15 protein-coding genes are annotated in these 17,284 nt (G+C 74.1%); 11 read left to right on the forward strand and 4 right to left on the reverse strand.

Annotated elements, in window-relative coordinates; translation table 11 throughout:
* The first annotated feature begins 277 nt into the window (after positions 1-277).
* From ABT299_RS15300 to ABT299_RS15310, 3 genes are read left to right on the forward strand one after another with little or no spacing between them, the layout of a single operon-like run.
* Positions 278-1,117: an NUDIX hydrolase gene (locus ABT299_RS15300; protein WP_500251136.1), complete on the forward strand. Its 840-nt coding sequence runs from the start codon at positions 278-280 to the stop codon at positions 1,115-1,117.
* Between the two features lie 58 nt (positions 1,118-1,175).
* Positions 1,176-2,189, forward strand: a complete 1,014-nt coding sequence (locus ABT299_RS15305; protein ID WP_500251137.1) for an ATP-binding cassette domain-containing protein — start codon at positions 1,176-1,178, stop codon at positions 2,187-2,189.
* Entirely contained in the window at positions 2,186-2,962 is a 777-nt protein-coding gene (locus ABT299_RS15310) for an ABC transporter permease (protein ID WP_190859403.1), read from the forward strand. The genes ABT299_RS15305 and ABT299_RS15310 overlap by 4 nt, the downstream gene beginning before the upstream one ends.
* On the opposite strand, the gene ABT299_RS15315 is transcribed toward ABT299_RS15310, so the two are convergent.
* From ABT299_RS15315 to ABT299_RS15330, 4 genes are all read right to left on the reverse strand, one after another.
* On the reverse strand, positions 2,940-6,140 hold the full coding sequence (locus ABT299_RS15315; protein WP_500251138.1) for an ATP-binding protein: 3,201 nt from the start codon (positions 6,138-6,140) through the stop codon (positions 2,940-2,942). The genes ABT299_RS15310 and ABT299_RS15315 overlap by 23 nt on opposite strands.
* Positions 6,141-6,201: 61 nt before the next feature.
* Positions 6,202-7,077, reverse strand: a complete 876-nt coding sequence (locus ABT299_RS15320) for an HAD family hydrolase (protein WP_190859401.1) — start codon at positions 7,075-7,077, stop codon at positions 6,202-6,204.
* A 10-nt stretch (positions 7,078-7,087) separates the two neighbouring features.
* On the reverse strand, positions 7,088-7,315 hold the full coding sequence (locus tag ABT299_RS15325) for a hypothetical protein (protein WP_190859399.1): 228 nt from the start codon (positions 7,313-7,315) through the stop codon (positions 7,088-7,090).
* Positions 7,316-7,450: 135 nt separating this feature from the next.
* Entirely contained in the window at positions 7,451-8,077 is a 627-nt protein-coding gene (locus tag ABT299_RS15330) for a sigma-70 family RNA polymerase sigma factor (protein WP_190859397.1), read from the reverse strand.
* A 244-nt stretch (positions 8,078-8,321) separates the two neighbouring features.
* Here ABT299_RS15330 and ABT299_RS15335 point away from each other — a divergent pair, with 244 nt between their 5' ends.
* The 8 genes from ABT299_RS15335 to ABT299_RS15370 all read left to right on the forward strand — a co-directional run bounded on the left by ABT299_RS15335 (position 8,322) and on the right by ABT299_RS15370 (position 17,273).
* Entirely contained in the window at positions 8,322-9,692 is a 1,371-nt protein-coding gene (locus ABT299_RS15335; RefSeq protein WP_500251139.1) for a putative quinol monooxygenase, read from the forward strand.
* Positions 9,693-9,694: 2 nt separating this feature from the next.
* Positions 9,695-9,970 carry a glutaredoxin family protein gene (locus ABT299_RS15340; protein ID WP_190859393.1) on the forward strand — a complete coding sequence of 92 codons (276 nt, stop codon included), beginning with the start codon at positions 9,695-9,697 and terminating at the stop codon, positions 9,968-9,970.
* 377 nt (positions 9,971-10,347) lie between these two features.
* Positions 10,348-11,091 carry a redox-sensing transcriptional repressor Rex gene (locus ABT299_RS15345; RefSeq protein ID WP_190859391.1) on the forward strand — a complete coding sequence of 248 codons (744 nt, stop codon included), beginning with the start codon at positions 10,348-10,350 and terminating at the stop codon, positions 11,089-11,091.
* A gap of 121 nt (positions 11,092-11,212) precedes the next feature.
* A complete protein-coding gene (locus ABT299_RS15350) occupies positions 11,213-12,823 on the forward strand; it encodes a glutamyl-tRNA reductase (protein WP_500251140.1) in 1,611 nt (536 codons plus the stop codon).
* Between the two features lie 117 nt (positions 12,824-12,940).
* Positions 12,941-13,810, forward strand: a complete 870-nt coding sequence (gene hemC / locus ABT299_RS15355) for a hydroxymethylbilane synthase (RefSeq protein ID WP_241755839.1) — start codon at positions 12,941-12,943, stop codon at positions 13,808-13,810.
* Positions 13,811-13,947: 137 nt separating this feature from the next.
* The gene (locus tag ABT299_RS15360; protein WP_500251205.1) at positions 13,948-15,477 is read left to right on the forward strand and encodes a bifunctional uroporphyrinogen-III C-methyltransferase/uroporphyrinogen-III synthase; all 1,530 of its coding nucleotides are present in this window, start codon (positions 13,948-13,950) and stop codon (positions 15,475-15,477) included.
* Between the two features lie 54 nt (positions 15,478-15,531).
* Positions 15,532-16,515 (forward strand): porphobilinogen synthase, encoded by a 984-nt coding sequence (hemB, locus tag ABT299_RS15365; RefSeq protein ID WP_190859387.1) that lies wholly within the window; start codon positions 15,532-15,534, stop codon positions 16,513-16,515.
* 119 nt (positions 16,516-16,634) lie between these two features.
* Positions 16,635-17,273: a bifunctional DNA primase/polymerase gene (locus ABT299_RS15370; RefSeq protein WP_190859385.1), complete on the forward strand. Its 639-nt coding sequence runs from the start codon at positions 16,635-16,637 to the stop codon at positions 17,271-17,273.
* Positions 17,274-17,284: the final 11 nt, after the last annotated feature.

Here is a 17,284-nt window from a genome sequence, read left to right on the forward strand (position 1 = left end):
CCAACACCTGCCCAGGGGCCGCAGAGGCTCCAAAGTCAAGGGTGGACGAAGTCCATCGCGAAGCGACGCCGAAGGCGCCCTTGACTTTGGAGGGGTGGCCCCGTAGGCAAGCGCCGCCCCCACCGCCTCTGGGTCCTATGCTCGAGAACTCGGTCTCCCCGTCTTCCGGCCTCCCGTTTCCCCTGTATCCCGCCTTCTCTCTGGTCTCTCCGCCCAACTTCCAATCGTCCAACTTTCGTACTTTGAACGTGCGCGGCCTTGCAGAAGCATGTTGAGCATGGACACGGATGGCATGAAGGATTCGATGACCGGCGGCGAGCAGGACGTCCCGTCGGGGATCTGGCGCACCCCGAGTTTTCAGCGCTGGTACACCGCACAGCGCGACGCAGGCAATGCGCTGCTCGGTGCCAGGCTCGTATGGACGTCAACCATCAACGGTGAATCGGGTGCGGTGTTCTTCTGGGCGCTGCATGTGCGCATGCATGTCGCCGCCGAGGACAGGACGAAGGACAACGAGATCGTCATCTCCCGGCCGGACGTCTCTGTGGTGGCCCTCTACCGCCCTGGTCCGTCACTGGACGAGACGACGGTGGTGCTCGTACGGGAGTTCCGCAGCCCGGCCTCGACGCCCGACGGGTACGTGCACGAACTGCCCGGCGGCTCGTCACCAGCCAAAGCGGCCACCCTCGCCGAGCCAGCCACCCCCGCCGAGCCAGCCACCCCCGTCCAGGCGGCCAAGCCCACCGAGACCGGTGGCGTGACGTTGCTTGCTGAGGTGTTGGGTCAGGCGGTCGATGAGTTGGTGGAGGAGACCGGCCTGCGGGTCGACGCCGGCCGGTTCCGCGCGCACGGAAGCCGCCAGGTCGCCGCGACCGTGTCCGCGCATCATGCGCATCTCTTCTCCGCCGAGATCACCGACGACGAGCTGGCCTGGTTGCGGACGCAGCGGGACCGTCCGCACGGCGTGGACGGCGATTCCGAGCGGACGTGGGTGGAGATCGCGACCTTCGGGGAGATCCGCGCGGCGCGGCTCGTCGACTGGGCCACGTTGGGCATGCTCATCGAGGCGCTCACTCAGCCGCCGTCCGAGCGCCGTCCGGCGGAGAGGACGAGCTGAAACCGGTTGAAACCGCGGTGAAAGCGTTCTGAAGGCGGGCGGGCGCAGAGTCGGCGGCATGACGACGAAACCGGCGCAGACGGCCATCGAGGTGGTCGGACTGCGGAAGACGTTCGGGGACAAGGTCGTGCTCGACGGGCTCGACTTCGAGGTGCCCCGGGGGACGGTCTTCTCGCTGCTGGGTCCGAACGGCGCGGGAAAGACCACGGCGGTGCAGATCCTGTCCACGCTGATCGGCGCGGACGGCGGGCGTGCGCGGGTCGCGGGCCGCGACGTGGCGACGGATCCGGACGGGGTACGGCGCGCGATCGGCGTGACGGGCCAGTACTCGGCGGTCGACGGCCTGCTGACCGGCCGCGAGAACCTGATCCTGATGGCCGACCTGTACCGGCTCGGCCGCGCGGAGGGCCGGCGGCGCGCCGATGAGCTGCTGGAGCGGTTCGACCTGGTGGAGGCGGGCGGGAAGCTGGCGTCCACCTACTCCGGCGGCATGCGGCGCAAGCTCGACATCGCGATGACGCTGGTCGGCGACCCGCAGATCATCTTCCTGGACGAGCCGACGACGGGCCTGGACCCGCGCAGCCGCCGGGCGATGTGGGACCTGGCGCGGGGCCTGGTGGCCGCGGGCGTGACGATCTTCCTGACGACCCAGTACCTGGACGAGGCGGACCGGCTCGCCGACCGGATCGGCGTGCTGAACGGCGGCCGGCTGGTCGCGGAGGGCACGTCCGAGCAGCTCAAGCGGATGGTGCCGGGCGGGCACGTGGTGCTGCGGCTGGCCGGTCCGGACGGCCTGGACGCGGCGGCGCGGGTGCTGCCGGTGTCGGGGCGCGACGACGAGGCGCTGACGCTCCAGGTGCCGAGCGACGGCGGCGTCCGGTCGCTGCGGGCGCTGCTCGGCCGCCTGGAGGACGAGGCGATCGAGGTGGAGGAGTTCTCCGTCCACACCCCCGATCTGGACGACGTGTTCCTCGCCCTCACCGGGGACGCCCCGCACACGGCCACCGGCGGCGCCCCGGGCGCCCCCACCGACACCACGCAGGACGACGACCGGAAGGCGGCTTCGCGATGACCGCGCTCTCCCAGGTGACGGCGGACTCGGCGACGATGCTGCGCCGCAATCTCCGGCACGCGCTGCGCTACCCGGCGCTGTCGGTCAGCTCGATCATGACGCCGATCCTGTTCCTGCTGCTGTTCGTGGGGGTGTTCGGCAAGGCGCTCGGCAAGGGCGTCGGCGGCGTCGACTACGTCGACTACGTGACGCCGGGGATCATCCTGATGGCGGTGGCGTCGGGCTGCATGTCGCCGTCCGTGGCGGTCGCGGTGGACATGACGGAGGGCGTCATCACCCGGTTCCGCACGATGCCGATCGCGCGGTCGTCGCTGCTGACGGGGCATGTCGCCGGCAGCATGATCCAGACCCTGACCAGCCTGGTGCTGGCGGTCCTGGCGGCGGTCGCGATGGGCTACCGGCCGGACGCGGGGCTCGGCGGCTGGCTCGCCGCGGCGGGCCTGATGGTGCTGCTGACGTTCGCGCTGACCTGGCTGGCGGTGGCGCTGGGGCTGCTGGCGAAGGGCCCGGAGGGGGCGAGCAACTCGCCGCTGATCATCCAGTTCCTGCCGTTCCTCGGCAGCGCGATCGTCCCGCCGGACTCGATGCCGGCGGGGGTGCGGTGGTTCGCGGAGTACCAGCCGTTCACGCCGATGATCGAGGCGCTGCGGCAGTTGCTGATGGGCCGGCCCGCGGGCCATGACACGGCGGTCTCGATCGCGTGGTGCGTGGGCGTCGCGGTGGTCGGCTACCTGTGGGCGAAGTGGCTGTTCAACCGCGATCCGTCGCGCTGACCCAGGCGTCCAGCGCCGCGCGGGCGGCGGTCCGCAGCCCGTCCCGGTCCAGGCCGGCGTAGGCCGACACCGCGTCGGCGTACGCCGGCCCGTCGGCGTCCTGGGCGGCGCGGCGGAGGGCGGGCGGGGCCATCGTCGGCTGGAACGTCCGGACGAAGTTGAGCCGCTCGCCCAAGGCGATCATCCGCGCGGCGCGCGCCCGGTCGCCGCCCCGGGCGAGGTCCACCATGGCGAGCGCCACCAGGATCCCTCCCTGGACGGGCAGGTCCATGAAGAACGCCGGCACCGGCAGCGGCGGGTCGGCCAGCAGGGCGGCGAGCTTGGCGGGGAGCCCCGCGACGACGTCCTGGACGAGGTCGAGCCGCCCGTGCCGGGCGTGCGCGACGACCGCGGCGATGTGCGTCTCCAGCGTCCAGGGGTCGAATTCGGGTTCGACGGACGGGTCCGGGTCGTGCTTCAGCCGCCCGACGGCCTCCCGCCAGAGCCGGAGCCCGGTGTCGGTGTCGCCGCGTCCGAGCGCGAGTTCGGCGCGGGCGCCGAGGTCGAAGCTGGCGGTGCCGTACGAATCCTCGGGTCCGTGGAGCAGGGACCTGTCGAGCCAGCGTTCCGCCTCGTCGTGGTCGCCGAGGTGGAGGTTGACGCCGGCGATCGCCCAGTGCAGCCCGAACATGTCCCGCCAGCGGTAGCGCTCCATCAGCCGCTGCGCCGCCAGCAGGTGCGTCAGGGCGAGTTCGCTCTCGCCGACCTGCATGAGGAGCTCGCTGAGCCGCGAGTGGGCGGCGAGCCCGACCCAGGGGGTGACCGGCCCCTCGATCGCCTTCAGCGCGACCTCGGTGGCGGCGAGCGCCCCCTCCAGGTCACCGTCCCGTTCGAGGACGTATCCGGCGAGGACGTCCGCGATGCCGGCGAGGAGGGGCTCGTCGCTCGCGCGCATCTCGTCCAGGACGGTGGAGTCCTTCGCGAAGATCTCCGGCGCGGACCGGATGACGAGCGCCATGGCGCCGCCCAGGGTGGACGGCGACGGCGGGGGCAGCCGCCGCAGCGCGACCAGCGTGCGCGTGACCTGCGGGCCCTTGAGCACCAGCGAGATCATGGAGCACAGCGCGAGGGCCGTGCGGGTGGTGGCGACCTGCGCGGGCTCGGGCCGGAACATGGTCAGGGGGCCCGACGCCTCCCCGGCGAGCGCGGACAGCCGGGTGAAGGCGGACTCGATCGTCCAGAGCGCTCCGAGGACGGCCGTCACGGCCGCGACCGACGGGCCGTCGCGGCGGGCGATCCCGTGCCGCAGGGCCTGCTGGAGGTTGTCCTGCTCGGCCCGGACGAGGTCGATCGTGTCGAGCGGTTCGGCGTCGAAGAGCCGCTCGTGGTGCGCCGTCCCGAACTCGCGCGCCCAGGCGAGCAGCCCGTCGACGGCCCGCTCCGTCTCGCCGGCCTCCTCGCGGTACGCGGCGCTGAACTCGCGGACGCTCTCCAGCATCCGGAAGCGGGCGCCGGAGCCGGTGTCGGTGACGACGAGCAGGGACTGGTCGGCGAGGTCCTCCAGGACCTCCAGGACGCCGTCGCCGACGAGGTGGCGGGCGGCGTCGGCGGTGAACCCGCCGGGGAAGACCGACAGCGCCCGCATCGCGGCCCGCGACCGCGGGGCGAGCAGGGTCCAGCTCCAGTCGACGACCGCGTGCATGGTGCGGTGCCGGGCGGGGGCGTCGCGGGCGCCGCCGCGCAGCAGCGCGAACCGGTCGTCCAGCCCGCGGGCGATCTCCGCCACCGACATGATCCGCACGCGCGCCGCCGCGAGCTCCACGGCGAGGGGCAGCCCGTCCAGGTGCCGGCACAGCTCCCGGACGCGCTCGGGGGGCAGTTCGGCGTTCGGGCGGGCGGCGCGGGCGCGCTGCTCGAACAGCTCGGCGGCCGTGGCCTCGTCCAGCTCGGGCAGCGGGTACACCGTCTCCGACGACAGCCCGAGCGGTGCCCGGCCGGTGGTGAGGACGCGCAGGTCGCGGGTCGTCGAGACGAGCGCGCCGACGAGCTCGGCGGCGGCGGACACGACGTGCTCGCAGTTGTCGAGGACGAGCAGCGCCGGGCCGGGGCCGAGGGCGTCGGCGATCCCGGCGACCTCGCCGGTGGACCCGGTCATCAGGGCGGACGCGCGCCGTGCCTCGCCGACGCCGAGGACGGACGCGACCTCGCCGGCGACGTCGCCGTCCGGTGCGACGCCGGCGAGCGGCACGACGTGCACGGTCCGCTGCTCGGCCGCGCGCGCGACGGCGTGCGCGAGCCGGGTCTTGCCGAGGCCGCCCGTCCCGACGATCGAGGTGACGCGGGAGGTGCGCAGCAGGTCGAGGACGTTCGCGATGTCGCCGTCGCGGCCGAGCAGCGGGTTCGGTTCATGGACGATGCCGCGCCGCACGGCGGGGGCGGCCTCCGCGTCGGTATCGGCGGTGTCGGCGGTGGTGGCGCGCAGCAGCTCCCGGTGGACGGCGCGCAGGGCGGGGCCGGGGTCGCTGCCGAGCGCGTCGCGGAGCGTGCGGCGGTAGGTCTCGAACCGGGCCAGCGCGGCGGACGGTCCGGCGGTCGCGGCCTCGCTGCGCAGCAGTTCGGCGAGGATCTCCTCGTCGTGCGGGTGCTCGGCGGCGAGGGCGGCGAGCGGGCCGGCCGCCTCCGCGTGGCGGCCGAGCCGGGAGAGCGCCAGCGCGCGGCCGCGGACGAGGCCGCGGTAGGTCCGGGCGCGGTCGGCGCGCAGCAGCGAGAGCGGGTCGTCGCCGGACGCGTCCGGCGGGCCGTCCCAGAGCGCGAGCCCGTCCTCGGCGTGCGCGAGCGCGGCGGCGTGGTCGCCTTCGCGCGCGCTGCGGGCGGTCCTGGACGCGCTGGCCAGCACGGCGGACGCGTCCACGGCCGATTCGTCCAGCCCGAGCCGGTAGCCGGCCGGGGTGCTGACGATGACGTCGGCGCCCAGCTGCGACCGGGCGCGGGACACCACGACCTGCAGCGCCTTCGCCGGGTTCTCCGGCCGCTCGTCCGGCCAGAGGCCCTCGGCGAGACGGGCCGCGCTGAGGCCGGTGCGGGGTTCGGCCGCCAGGAGCGCCAGGAGGCCGCGGAGCCGGGGGCCGGTGATCTCGCGTCCGCGGCACGAGACCCGCGACAGCAGCGCGAGTTCGACGTTCACCCGGTCCGGCTCCACACCGACAGATTAGAGCGTGTCGCCACAACTCGCGATAGGTCGCGAGTTATGGGCACGGGTGTCAGTTCGACCGGTAGTGGCGGCGCAGGGCGATGCCGGCGGCGACCCCGCCCGCCAGCGCGCCCGCGCCCGCGGCGGCCGGCAGCGCGACCATCGTCACCTTCCGCCCGGTCCGGAAGTCGTGGATCGGCCAGCCGTTCTCCTTGGCGTGCTCGCGCAGGGCGGCGTCGGGGTTGACGGCGTGCGGGTGCCCGACCGCCGTCAGCATCGGCAGGTCGTTGACCGAGTCGCTGTAGGCCGAGCAGCGGGACAGGTCCAGCCCCTCGCGCGCCGCGAGCGCCCGGACCGCCTCCGCCTTCGCCGGCCCGTGCAGCAGGTTCCCGACGAGCCGTCCGGTGTAGACGCCGTCGCGGGTCTCGGCGACGGTGCCGAGCGCGCCGGTGAGCCCCAGCCGGTGCGCGATCGTCCGGGCGACCTCCACGGGCGTGGCGGTGACGAGCCAGACCTGCTGGCCCGCGTCCAGGTGCTGGAGGGCGAGGGTGCGGGTGCCGTGCCAGATGCGGTCCGCCATCACCTCGTCGTAGATCTCCTCGGACAGCCGGACGATCCCGGCGACGCGCTGCCCGGCGACGAACGCCAGCGCCGCCTCCTTCGCGCTGCCGATGTGCTCGGAGTTCTCCGTGCCGCGCAGCCGGAACGCGGCCTGCCCCCAGGCGAACATGGCCAGGTCGCGCATGGTGAACAGCTTGCGGGCGGCGAGGCCGCGCGCGAAGTAGTAGATGGACGCGCCGCGCATCATCGTGTTGTCGACGTCGAAGAACGCCGCCGCGGCGGGGTCCGGTTCGGGGAGCGGGCTCGGTTCGGCCGCCGCCGCGGCGGCCGCCTCCCCGGCGCTCACGGGGTCCTCGTGCTTGCCGCGCTGCCAGAATCGCCGCATACGCCCGAGCCTAATCAATCCGCGCGTTCCGGCCGTCGTCCCGCGCCTCATTGCGATCGTTGTCACTGGTGCCGTCGCCCGCGCGTTCACCGGCGCTTCCGGCGGCGGTCACCAGGCGCTCGCGCAGCAGCGCGCGGAAGCGCGGATCGGGTCCGGGGTCGGCGGCCCCGGGCCGGTCCGGGCGCAGCCCGTCGAGCCGCGCGCTCGCCTCGGTCCTCTTGCCGTGCCTGCTCCTCACGCTCGCAAGAACGACCGGAGGGCGCGCCGGGTTACGGCCCGACCTTAATTGACAAATCGTCCAATAAGCTCCACGGGTGCCCGGGAGGCGACCGGGGGCGCGATCGGGGAGGCGAGAGGGCCGAGGCCGGGACGGCTAGGGGTGCAGGTCGGCCGGGAGCATCCGGGCGAGCGAGCGGACGGCACGGTACTGCAGCGCCTTGATCGCGCCCGACTTCTTGTCCATGATCAGCGCGGTCTCCGCGACCGACAGCCCGTGCATGAACCGCAGCACCACGCACTCCTGCTGCTCCGAGCCGAGCCGCCGGACGGCGGCCAGCAGCGTGCGGTGCGTCATCGCGTCCAGGACGGCCCGCTCGGGCCCCTCCTGCGGGCGCTCCGGCTCGACCGGCTCGGCCGTGCAGACCTCCAGCCGGTAGCGGCCCGACTTGAAGTGGTCCGCGACGAGGTTGCGGGCGATGGTCACCAGCCAGGCGCCGAAGTCCTTGCCCTGCCAGCGGAAGTCGCGGATGCGCCGGAGCGCGCGCAGGAACGTCTCGCTGGTGAGGTCCTCGGTGAGGGAGTGGACGCCGACGCGGTAGTAGACGTACCGGTAGACCAGCTCCACATAGTGGTCGTAGAGGGAGCCGAACGCCTCGGCGTCGCCCTCACGGGCCCGCAGGACCAGCGCCTTGAGGACCTCGGCGCGGTCGGCGCCGGGGGCGGGCTCCCGGGAACGCCGAGGAAGCGGGACGACCCGGGTTTCGAGGGCCAAGCTGCTCATGCAGTTCTCCTCGGGGCGTACGCGACCTCCGACGCGATCTGCCACTCTAGATACCGATCCGTACAGCAGGCAATGGGTGGGGAGCCCTCTCCGGCCGCGAATCCGTGCGCGGAGCGCCCGCCCCCCGAGCGCGCGCCGGGCGCCGGCCGCGCGCCGGCCGAGCACCGCGCGGGCGCGGTGCGAGGTGCCCTGTGAAGACGGCGGTTACCTCTCATCGCCCGCCATCGGGCACCATGGGGTCGCCATGGTCGATGCCCTCATCGCGTTCGTTGCGACCCTTGGTGCCCTCGCGGCCACCGGGTTGCTCGTCCAGCGCGCCTACAAGGACCGGCTGCTCTACCTCATCGCCTGGTCGTTCACACAGGTCGGACTGACCCTCGCGCTGCTGTGCATGGCCATCGGCTTCATGGCCGGCTACAACGGCCTGTTCTTCCGCATCATGGAGCTCGGCGCGGCGCTGATCGGACCGGTGTGGCTGGCCCTCGGCATGATCGAGCTGATCGCCCGGTACGTCCAGGTCCGGTTCGCCGCCTGGCTGTTCACGATCTCCTACACGGTCGTCGCGATCGTCATCCTGCTGGTCGACCCGCTCAAGGGCTCGCTGTCCAAGAGCCTGCCGAAGCCGAGCGCCACCTACGACGCGCTGCCGCTGCTGCTGATCGACGGCGCGCACGTGGTCGCGGTGATCGCGCTGGTCGGCTGCACGGGCTTCACCGCGTGGCTGGCGAGCAAGCGCGACCGCGAGGCCGGCGAGCTGCTCATCCCCGTCGCGCTCGTCGCGCTCGCGGGGGTGCTGGTGGTCAGCGGCACCCGCGGGTTCCTGCCCGCCCCGCTCGCGATCATCGCGCTCGGCGGCGCCGCCGGCCTCGTCTGGTACGGCGCGATGCGCACCATCCCGGTGTACGAGGACGACGAGGGCTACGACGAGTACGGCGAGGAGTACGCCGACGAGCCCGCCACCGGCTACGAGGAGCAGGCGTACGCGTCGCGCTCCGAGCCGGTCCCGGCGCCGACGCCGCCCGGCGACTCGCGCCGCGGCGAGCTGCGCTTCCCCGAGCCGGCGCCCGCCGAGGAGCTGCGCTTCCCCGACGCGCCCGCGCTGGAGGCCCCGGCCCCCGCGGTCCCCGCGGGCTTCGACCCGTCCGCCTTCGGCTCGGACCCGGCCGGCCCGACCAGCGTCGACGGCCCGCCGCCCGTCCCCGAGTCCGTGCTGTCCCGCGGCCCCCTCGCGGGCCCGCTCGGCGGGCTCGGCCCGTCCGGCGCCCCGTCCGGAAGCGGCCTGCCCGACGGGTGCGGCCAGATCACCGTCTACACGCTGCTGGACGGCCGGGAGGACGCCTTCGACCGGCTCGCCGCCGAGCTGGTCAAGGCCGTCCGGGCCGTCGAGCCGGACACGCTGGTCTTCGCCTGCCACGAGGTGGTGGGCGGCCCCACCCAGCGGATCTTCTACCAGCTGTTCCGGGACGACGCGGCGTTCGCGACGCACCGGCGCCAGCCGCACCTGCAGCGGTTCCTCGGCGAGTCGCGGACGCACGTCCTGGCCACGAACGTGATCGAGCTGCGGCTCGGCGCGGCCAAGCTGCCGCTGCCCGCGCCCGACCGCCAGGGGAGGTGACCATGCCGGCCGGAGCCCCGGACCGCGAGGTCCGCATCACGCTGCTCGGCAAGCCGGGCTGCCACCTGTGCGAGGACGCCCGCGCGATCATCGAGCGCGTCGCGTCCGAGCTGGACGTGCCGTGGGACGAGCGGGACATCACCCGGTCCGAGGAGGACACCCGGGAGTACTGGGAGCAGATCCCGGTCACGCTGATCAACGGCGTCCAGCACGACTTCTGGCGGGTCGACGAGAACCGCCTGCGCGCCGCGATCGCCAAGGCCCGCGGCACCGCCTGACCCGCCCGCCCCGGGCGGCCCTGAAAGGCCTGCCGCCGGAGCACCGCCCGAGAGCCGCCGAGGCGCCCGCAGGGGCCACGGCCGGGCCCTGAAACAGCGGGCCGGTGAATGTCTCATCGGTCACACCGCGCCGCGGCGCGCCGGGCGGCCCGCCGCCGGTACGGTCACGAAACCCGCTGCTGGACGGGCTTTGGACGGCGGTGCGCGTCCCGGGCGTCCCACCCGCTCGCCGGGGGGCACTTTGTGCGCGTATTCACAAAGGCTTAACCTGATGGATAGCCCTGGGGCGGTCCGGCCGCGGCCGTGCGGTCCGGCCACGAGCCGGGGTGAGGGGTTCTCGGGCCCCGCCCCCAGCGTCGAGCCCCGAAGAGCAGGCCGTGACATCTCGACAGAACCGCACGCACCGCGACCGCGCGGACCGCGGCATCCCCGAAGCCACCGTCGCGCGCCTGCCCGTCTACCTGCGGGCCCTCACCGGGCTCCAGGAGCGCGGTGTGGCGACCGTCTCGTCCGAGGAACTGGCCGCGGCGGCCGGGGTGAACTCGGCGAAGCTCCGCAAGGACCTGTCCCATCTGGGCTCCTACGGCACCCGCGGCGTCGGGTACGAGGTCGAGTACCTCGTCTACCAGATCTCACGTGAGCTTGGCCTCACCCAGGATTGGGTGGTCGCCATCATCGGTGTCGGTAACCTGGGCCGTGCATTGGCCGGTTATGGCGGATTCGCGTCCCGCGGATTCCGGGTGGCCGGCCTGCTCGACGCCGACGAGGCGATCGTCGGCCAGGAGATCTCCGGCATGACCGTGGAGCACACCGACCGGCTCGAGGACGTGATCGCCGATCACGGCGTGTCCATCGCCGTGATCGCGACCCCGGCGGCCGCCGCCCAGGGGGTGTGCGACCGCGTCGTCGCCGCGGGCGTGACGAGCGTCCTGAACTTCGCGCCCGTGGTGCTGTCGGTGCCGGACGGCGTCGACGTGCGGAAGGTCGACCTGTCCATCGAGCTGCAGATCCTCGCGTTCCACGAGCAGCGCAAGGCCGGGGGGCCGGACGACTACGCCCCCCTGGAGAGCGGCGACGCCCCTCCCGGCGCCACGCAGTACGTAGAGGCGGTTGAAGCATGAGCGGGACGGAGCGGCGCGGCGTCGCCTGGACTGAGGAGCGGCGGGAGCGAGGAACGAGCGACCAGAGCGACGAGGGAAGGCGGCGGCGAATGGAGCCGCGCAGGCTCGCGGGAGACGCAGCATGAGTGTGTTGGTGGTGGGGCTGAGTCACCGGAGCGCGCCCGTGCCGGTGCTGGAGCGCGCCGCGGTGTCCGGAGACGACCTGGCGAAGCTGCTGCACGCGGTGCACGAGTCCGCGAACGTCGCGGAGGCGGCGATCGTGTCGACGTGCAACCGGGTCGAGATCTACGCGGTGGTCGACAAGTTCCACGGCGGCGTCTCGGCGATCTCCGAGCTGCTGGCGCTGCACTCCGGCGTGCCGCTGGACGAGCTGTCCCGGCACCTGTACGTGCACTACGAGGAGCGGGCCGTCCAGCACGTGTTCGCGGTGGCGTGCGGGCTGGAGTCGATGGTCGTCGGCGAGGGCCAGATCCTCGGGCAGCTGCGGAAGGCGTTCCGGCTCGGCCAGGACGAGGGGACGCTCGGCCGCGACCTGCACGACGTGCTGCAGCAGGCGCTGCGGGTCGGCAAGCGCGCGCACGCGGAGACCGGCATCGACCAGGCGGGCGCGTCGCTGGTCAGCGTGGGCCTGGAGGTCGCGCAGCGGCACCTCGGCCCGCTGGACGGCGTGCGGGCGCTGGTGGTCGGCGCGGGGTCGATGAGCTCGCTGGCGGCGACGACGCTGAGCCGGGCCGGGGCCCGCGAGGTCGTGGTCGCCAACCGCACGTACGCCAACGCGGCCCGGCTGGCGGAGTCGCTGGAGGTGCCGTCGCGGGCGGTGGAGCTGGCGGCGCTGGACGCGGCGATCGCCGACGCGGACCTGGTGGTGTCGTGCACGGGCGCGACGGGCCTGGTGCTGACGGCGCCGCAGGTGGCGGCGCAGGGCGTCGGGGCGGACGGCCGGGACCGGTTCTTCCTGGACCTGGCGCTCCCGCACGACGTGGACCCGGCCGTCGGCGCGCTGCCCGGGGTGCGGCTCGCCGGGCTGGACGAGCTGCGCACGGCGCAGGAGGCCGCGCGGGCGATCGGCCCTGAGGCGGTGGAGGCGGTCCGGCGGATCGTCCGGGACGAGGTCGAGGCGTTCCTCAGCGCGGCCCGCGCCGCGGCGGTCGCGCCGACGGTGGTGGCGCTGCGCACCAAGGCCGCGGCGGTCGTGGAGTCCGAGCTGACCCGGCTCGCGGGCCGGCTGCCGGAGCTGGACGAGCGGGCCGTCAAGGAGATCCAGCAGACCGTCCGGCGGGTCGCCGACAAGCTGCTGCACGCGCCGACCGTCCGGGTGAAGGAGCTGGCGGCGGCGCCGGGCGGCGACTCCTACGCCGACGCGCTGCGCCGGCTGTTCGACCTGGACCCGAAGGCGCCGGTGGCGGTCGCGCGCGCCGACATGCGCGCCGACGACGACGACGGGGAGCCGGCGCCCGGGAGCGCTCCGGCGCCTTGGAGCGGTTCCGCACGTACGGTGGAAGGGTCCCGTGCGGCGGACGAGGCCGCCGGGGCGCGGGTCGCGGACGCGGCGAAGGCCGCGGAGGTAGCCCGGGTGACCCGGGTGGAGTGCGCCGAGGCCGACTGCGTGAGCGGCGCGCCCGCGGACGCCACGGCGGACGCGGTCGACGCCGGCACCGTGAACGCGCAGGCCGCGAGCGTCCGGGCGGTCAGCGCCCGCGGCGGCGCGCCGCGCGAAGGAGAACAGTCGTGAACGCGGCGGCCGTGGAGCGGGCCGCCCGTCCTACGGTCGGAGCCGAGCAGTGAGTGGAGCAGCGCATTGAGTACCGCGGACAGGGGCCCGCTGCGGCTCGGCACCCGCAAGAGCCTGATGGCGATGACGCAGTCGCGGCTGGTCGCGGACGCATTGACGGAGCGTACCGGGCATGCCGTGGAGCTCGTCGGGGTAACCACCGAAGGTGATGTCTCCAAGGCGCTGCTCGCCCAGATCGGCGGGACCGGTGTCTTCGTCAACGCGCTTCGCGACAGGCTGCTGGCCGGTGAGGTGGACTTCGCCGTGCACTCGCTGAAGGACCTGCCGACCGGGCCCGCGGAGGGGATCGCGCTCGCCGCGACCCCCGTCCGCGACGACCCGCGCGACGCCCTGTGCGGCCCCTGCAAGCTGGCGGACCTGCCGCGCGGCGCCCGCGTCGGCACCGGGTCGCCGCGCCGCGTCGCGCAGCTGCGCGCGATGCGCCCGGACCTGGACGTCGTGGCGATCCGCGGCAACGCCGACACCCGGCTGCGCAAGGTCGCCGACGGGGAGCTGGACGCGGTGGTGCTCGCGCACGCGGGGCTGCGCCGGATCGGCCGGCTGGACGCGGTCGCCGAGGTCTTCGACCCCGACCAGATGCTGCCGGCGCCCGGGCAGGGCGCGCTCGCGCTCGAATGCGCCGCCGGGAGGGACGACCTCCGCGCGCTGCTTGGAACGGTCGACGATCCGATGACCAGGGCCTGCGTCACCGCGGAGCGGACGGTGCTCGCCGTCCTGGAGGGCGGTTGCTCCGCGCCCGTGGGAACATACGCTGCCGAAGTAGAAGAAGAGCTGCATCTGACCGCGACCGTCGCCGCGTACGACGGGAGCCGGCAGATGAGGCTGTCCGCAAGCGGCCACCCGGACGACGCCGAGAGGCTGGGGCGCGATCTCGCGCACCGGCTGCTCGCGCAGGGGGCCGACCAGTTGATGGGGGAGCGCGATTGAGCCCCGCTAGCCAGAGCCCCGCCCGCCCGGGGGCCGCCGGCCCGGGCGCCGCCGGATCGACCGCGGCCGGATCGACCACGGCCGGATCGACCACGGCGGGGAGGCCGAGCCGCACCGCCGACCCCGGCACGGTCGCGATCGTCGGGATGGGCCCGGGCGACCCGGGCCTGCTGACGCTGCGCGCGGCCGCCGAGCTGGAGCGCGCCGACACCGTCGTGGTCAGCCGCGCGTACTGCCCCGCCGACATCCTCGCGCACTGCCGCCCGGACGTGGAGATCCTCGACACCGCCGAGGGCGACCCGGTGAAGCTCGCGTCGCGCGCCGCCAAGGCGGGCCGCCGCGTCGTCCGGCTGTTCCACGGCGACCCCGGCGTCGTCTGCGGGCTGGCCAAGGAGGGCGCCGCGCTGCACAAGGCCGGGGTGCCGTTCGAGGTCGTCCCCGGCGTGTCCGCCGTGACCGGTGTGCCCGCCTACGCGGGCATCCCGCTGACCGATCCCGAGCACCGCGAGTTCCGGTTCGTCGACGCCTCCGACGGCGGCGTCGACTGGGAGCGGTTCGGCGGGTCCGACGCCACCCTCGTGATCTTCGGTGCGGAGGGCGCCGTCGCCGAGGTCGCCAAGGGCCTGGTCGCGGCCGGCCGCCCCGAGTCGACGCCCGCCGCGATGACCAGCCTCGGCACCACCACCGAGCAGGAGACCGTGGTCTCCACGCTGCAGAAGCTGGCGTCCGACACCAAGGGCATGGAGGCCCCCGCGATGATCATCGTGGGGGACGTGGTCGGCTGGCGCGACCGGCTGTCCTGGTTCGAGACCAAGGCGCTGTTCGGCTGGCGGGTGCTGGTGCCGCGCACCAAGGAGCAGGCCGCCTCGCTGTCGGACCAGCTCCGCGGGTACGGCGCCGTCCCCGACGAGGTCCCGACGATCTCCGTCGAGCCGCCGCGCACCCCGCAGCAGATGGACCGGGCCGTCAAGGGCCTCGTCACCGGACGCTACGAGTGGGTGGTGTTCACCTCCACCAACGCGGTCAAGGCCGTCCGGGAGAAGTTCGTCGCCTACGGGCTGGACGCCCGCGCGTTCGCCGGGCTGAAGGTCGCCGCCGTCGGCGAGCAGACCGCCGCCGCGCTCGTCGAGTTCGGCATCCACCCCGACCTGACCCCGACCGGGCAGCAGTCCAGCGAGGGCCTCGCCGAGGTGTGGCCGCCCTACGACGAGGACCTCGACCCGATCAACCGGGTCCTGCTGCCGCGCGCCGACATCGCCACCGACACCCTCATCGCCAAGCTCACCGAGCTCGGCTGGGAGTGCGAGGACGTCACCGCCTACCGGACGGTCCGGGCCGCGCCGCCGCCCGCCCCGATCCGCGAGGCGATCAAGGGCGGCGGGTTCGACGCGGTGCTGTTCACCTCGTCGTCCACGGTGAAGAACCTGATCGGCATCGCCGGCAAGCCGCACAACGTGACGGTGATCGCGGTGATCGGCCCGCAGACCGCCAAGACCGCCGAGGAGTACGGGCTGCGCGTCGACGTGATGGCGCCGAAGCCGTCGGTGTCGGCGCTCGCGGAGGCGCTCGCGGAGTACGGTGCGAAGCGGCGGGCGGCCCAGATCGAGGCCGGCGACCCGCTGCGCAAGCCCAGCCAGATGCGCCGGGGAGCCCGGCGCCGCAAGTAGGAGCCCGCCGACCGGGCCCGGCGCGGCCGCGCCGGGCACCGGGAAAGAAGGATCATGTCTGCTCAGTTCCCCGTCGCCCGGCCGCGGCGGCTGCGCCGCACGCCCGCGCTGCGCCGGATGGTCGCCGAGACCAGGCTCGCGCCCGCCGATCTGGTGCTGCCGATGTTCGTCAAGGAGGGCATCTCCGAGCCGCAGCCGGTCGCGTCGATGCCGGGCGTCGTGCAGCACACGCGCGACAGCCTGCGCAAGGCCGCGCACGAGGCGGCGGAGGCCGGCGTCGGCGGCCTCATCCTGTTCGGCATCCCGGCGGTCAAGGACGGCGCCGGCTCGGGCGCCGACGACCCCGCCGGGATCGTCCAGCTGGCCCTGCGCGACCTGAAGTCCGACCTCGGCGACGCCGCCGTGGTGATGACGGACCTGTGCCTGGACGAGTACACCGACCACGGCCACTGCGGCATCCTCACCGCCGGCGGCGAGATCGACAACGACGCGACGCTGGAGCGGTACGCGTCCATCGCCGTCGCGCAGGCCGCCGCCGGGGCCCAGGTGGTCGGCCCGTCCGGGATGATGGACGGCCAGGTCGGCGTGATCCGCGAGGCCCTCGACAAGGCCGGCTACAGCGACGTCGCGATCCTGGGGTACTCGGTGAAGTACTCCTCCGCCTACTACGGCCCGTTCCGCGACGCGGCCGAGTGCGCCCCGCAGTTCGGCGACCGCTCCACCCACCAGCAGGACCCGGCCAACGCAGACGAGTCGCTCCGCGAGGTGTTCCTCGACCTCGACGAGGGCGCCGACATGGTGATGGTGAAGCCCGCGGGCCCCTACCTCGACATCGTCCGGCGGGTCCGCGACGCCGTGGACGTCCCCGTCGTCGCCTACCAGGTCAGCGGCGAGTACGCGATGATCGAGGCCGCCGCCGAGAAGGGCTGGATCGACCGCGACCGCATCATCATGGAGTCGCTGCTCTCGATCCGCCGCGCGGGCGCCGACCTCACCCTGACCTACTGGGCCACGGAGGTCGCCAAGAAGCTCCAATGATCATGGGCGGGTAGTTACTTAGGGTCGTTTTGGCAGGGGCGCCGTGTCTGGCGCGGCGGCGCGCGGGCATCATCGTCTATCAAGAACCCACGTTCGACCTTGGGTATTGGGGGGCGGAGATGCTGGCGGTCTCGGGGAACAGGCGGCAACGGGCGGCACGCGACCGGATGGCCTCGGCCGCCCTGCGGTACGCCGCGATGGGCTGGCCCTGCTTTCCGGGGGCGCATCCGCCCGCCGCCGGCGACCGGTCCTGCTCGTGCGACCGGATCGGCTGTCCCGACCCGGCGGCGCATCCGGTGTCGGCGGCGTGGGCGCACCAGGCGTCGGCCGACCCGGACCGGATCCGGCGCTGGTGGACGCAGCGCCCGGAGTCCAACATCATCCTGCCGACCGGCCGGGTCTTCGACGTGTTCGACGTCCCCGCCGCCGCCGGCGCCGCGGCCCTCGGCCGGATCGCCCGCGAGGACCTGCCGGTCGGGCCCGTCGCGAACCTCGGCGACGAGCGGTACCTGTTCTTCGTCGCCACCCGCGGCGCCCCCGCCGACGAGGACGAGTGGTGGTCGTGCCACCTCGACACCTCGCCGGAGACCGTGGCCGAGACGCCCGGGATGCGGTGGCACTGCCGCGACAGCTACGTGGTGGCGCCGCCGTCGGTGCTGGCGTCCGGCAAGGAGGCGGCCTGGGTGCGGCCGCCGCGGGACGAGCCGCTGCCCGACCCGCTGCGGCTCCTGGAGGTCCTCGCCGACAGCTGCGAGTGACCGGCCCGGGC

The organism is Spirillospora sp. NPDC000708 (assembly GCF_040299565.1).
In the GTDB taxonomy this organism is placed as follows: domain Bacteria; phylum Actinomycetota; class Actinomycetes; order Streptosporangiales; family Streptosporangiaceae; genus Spirillospora.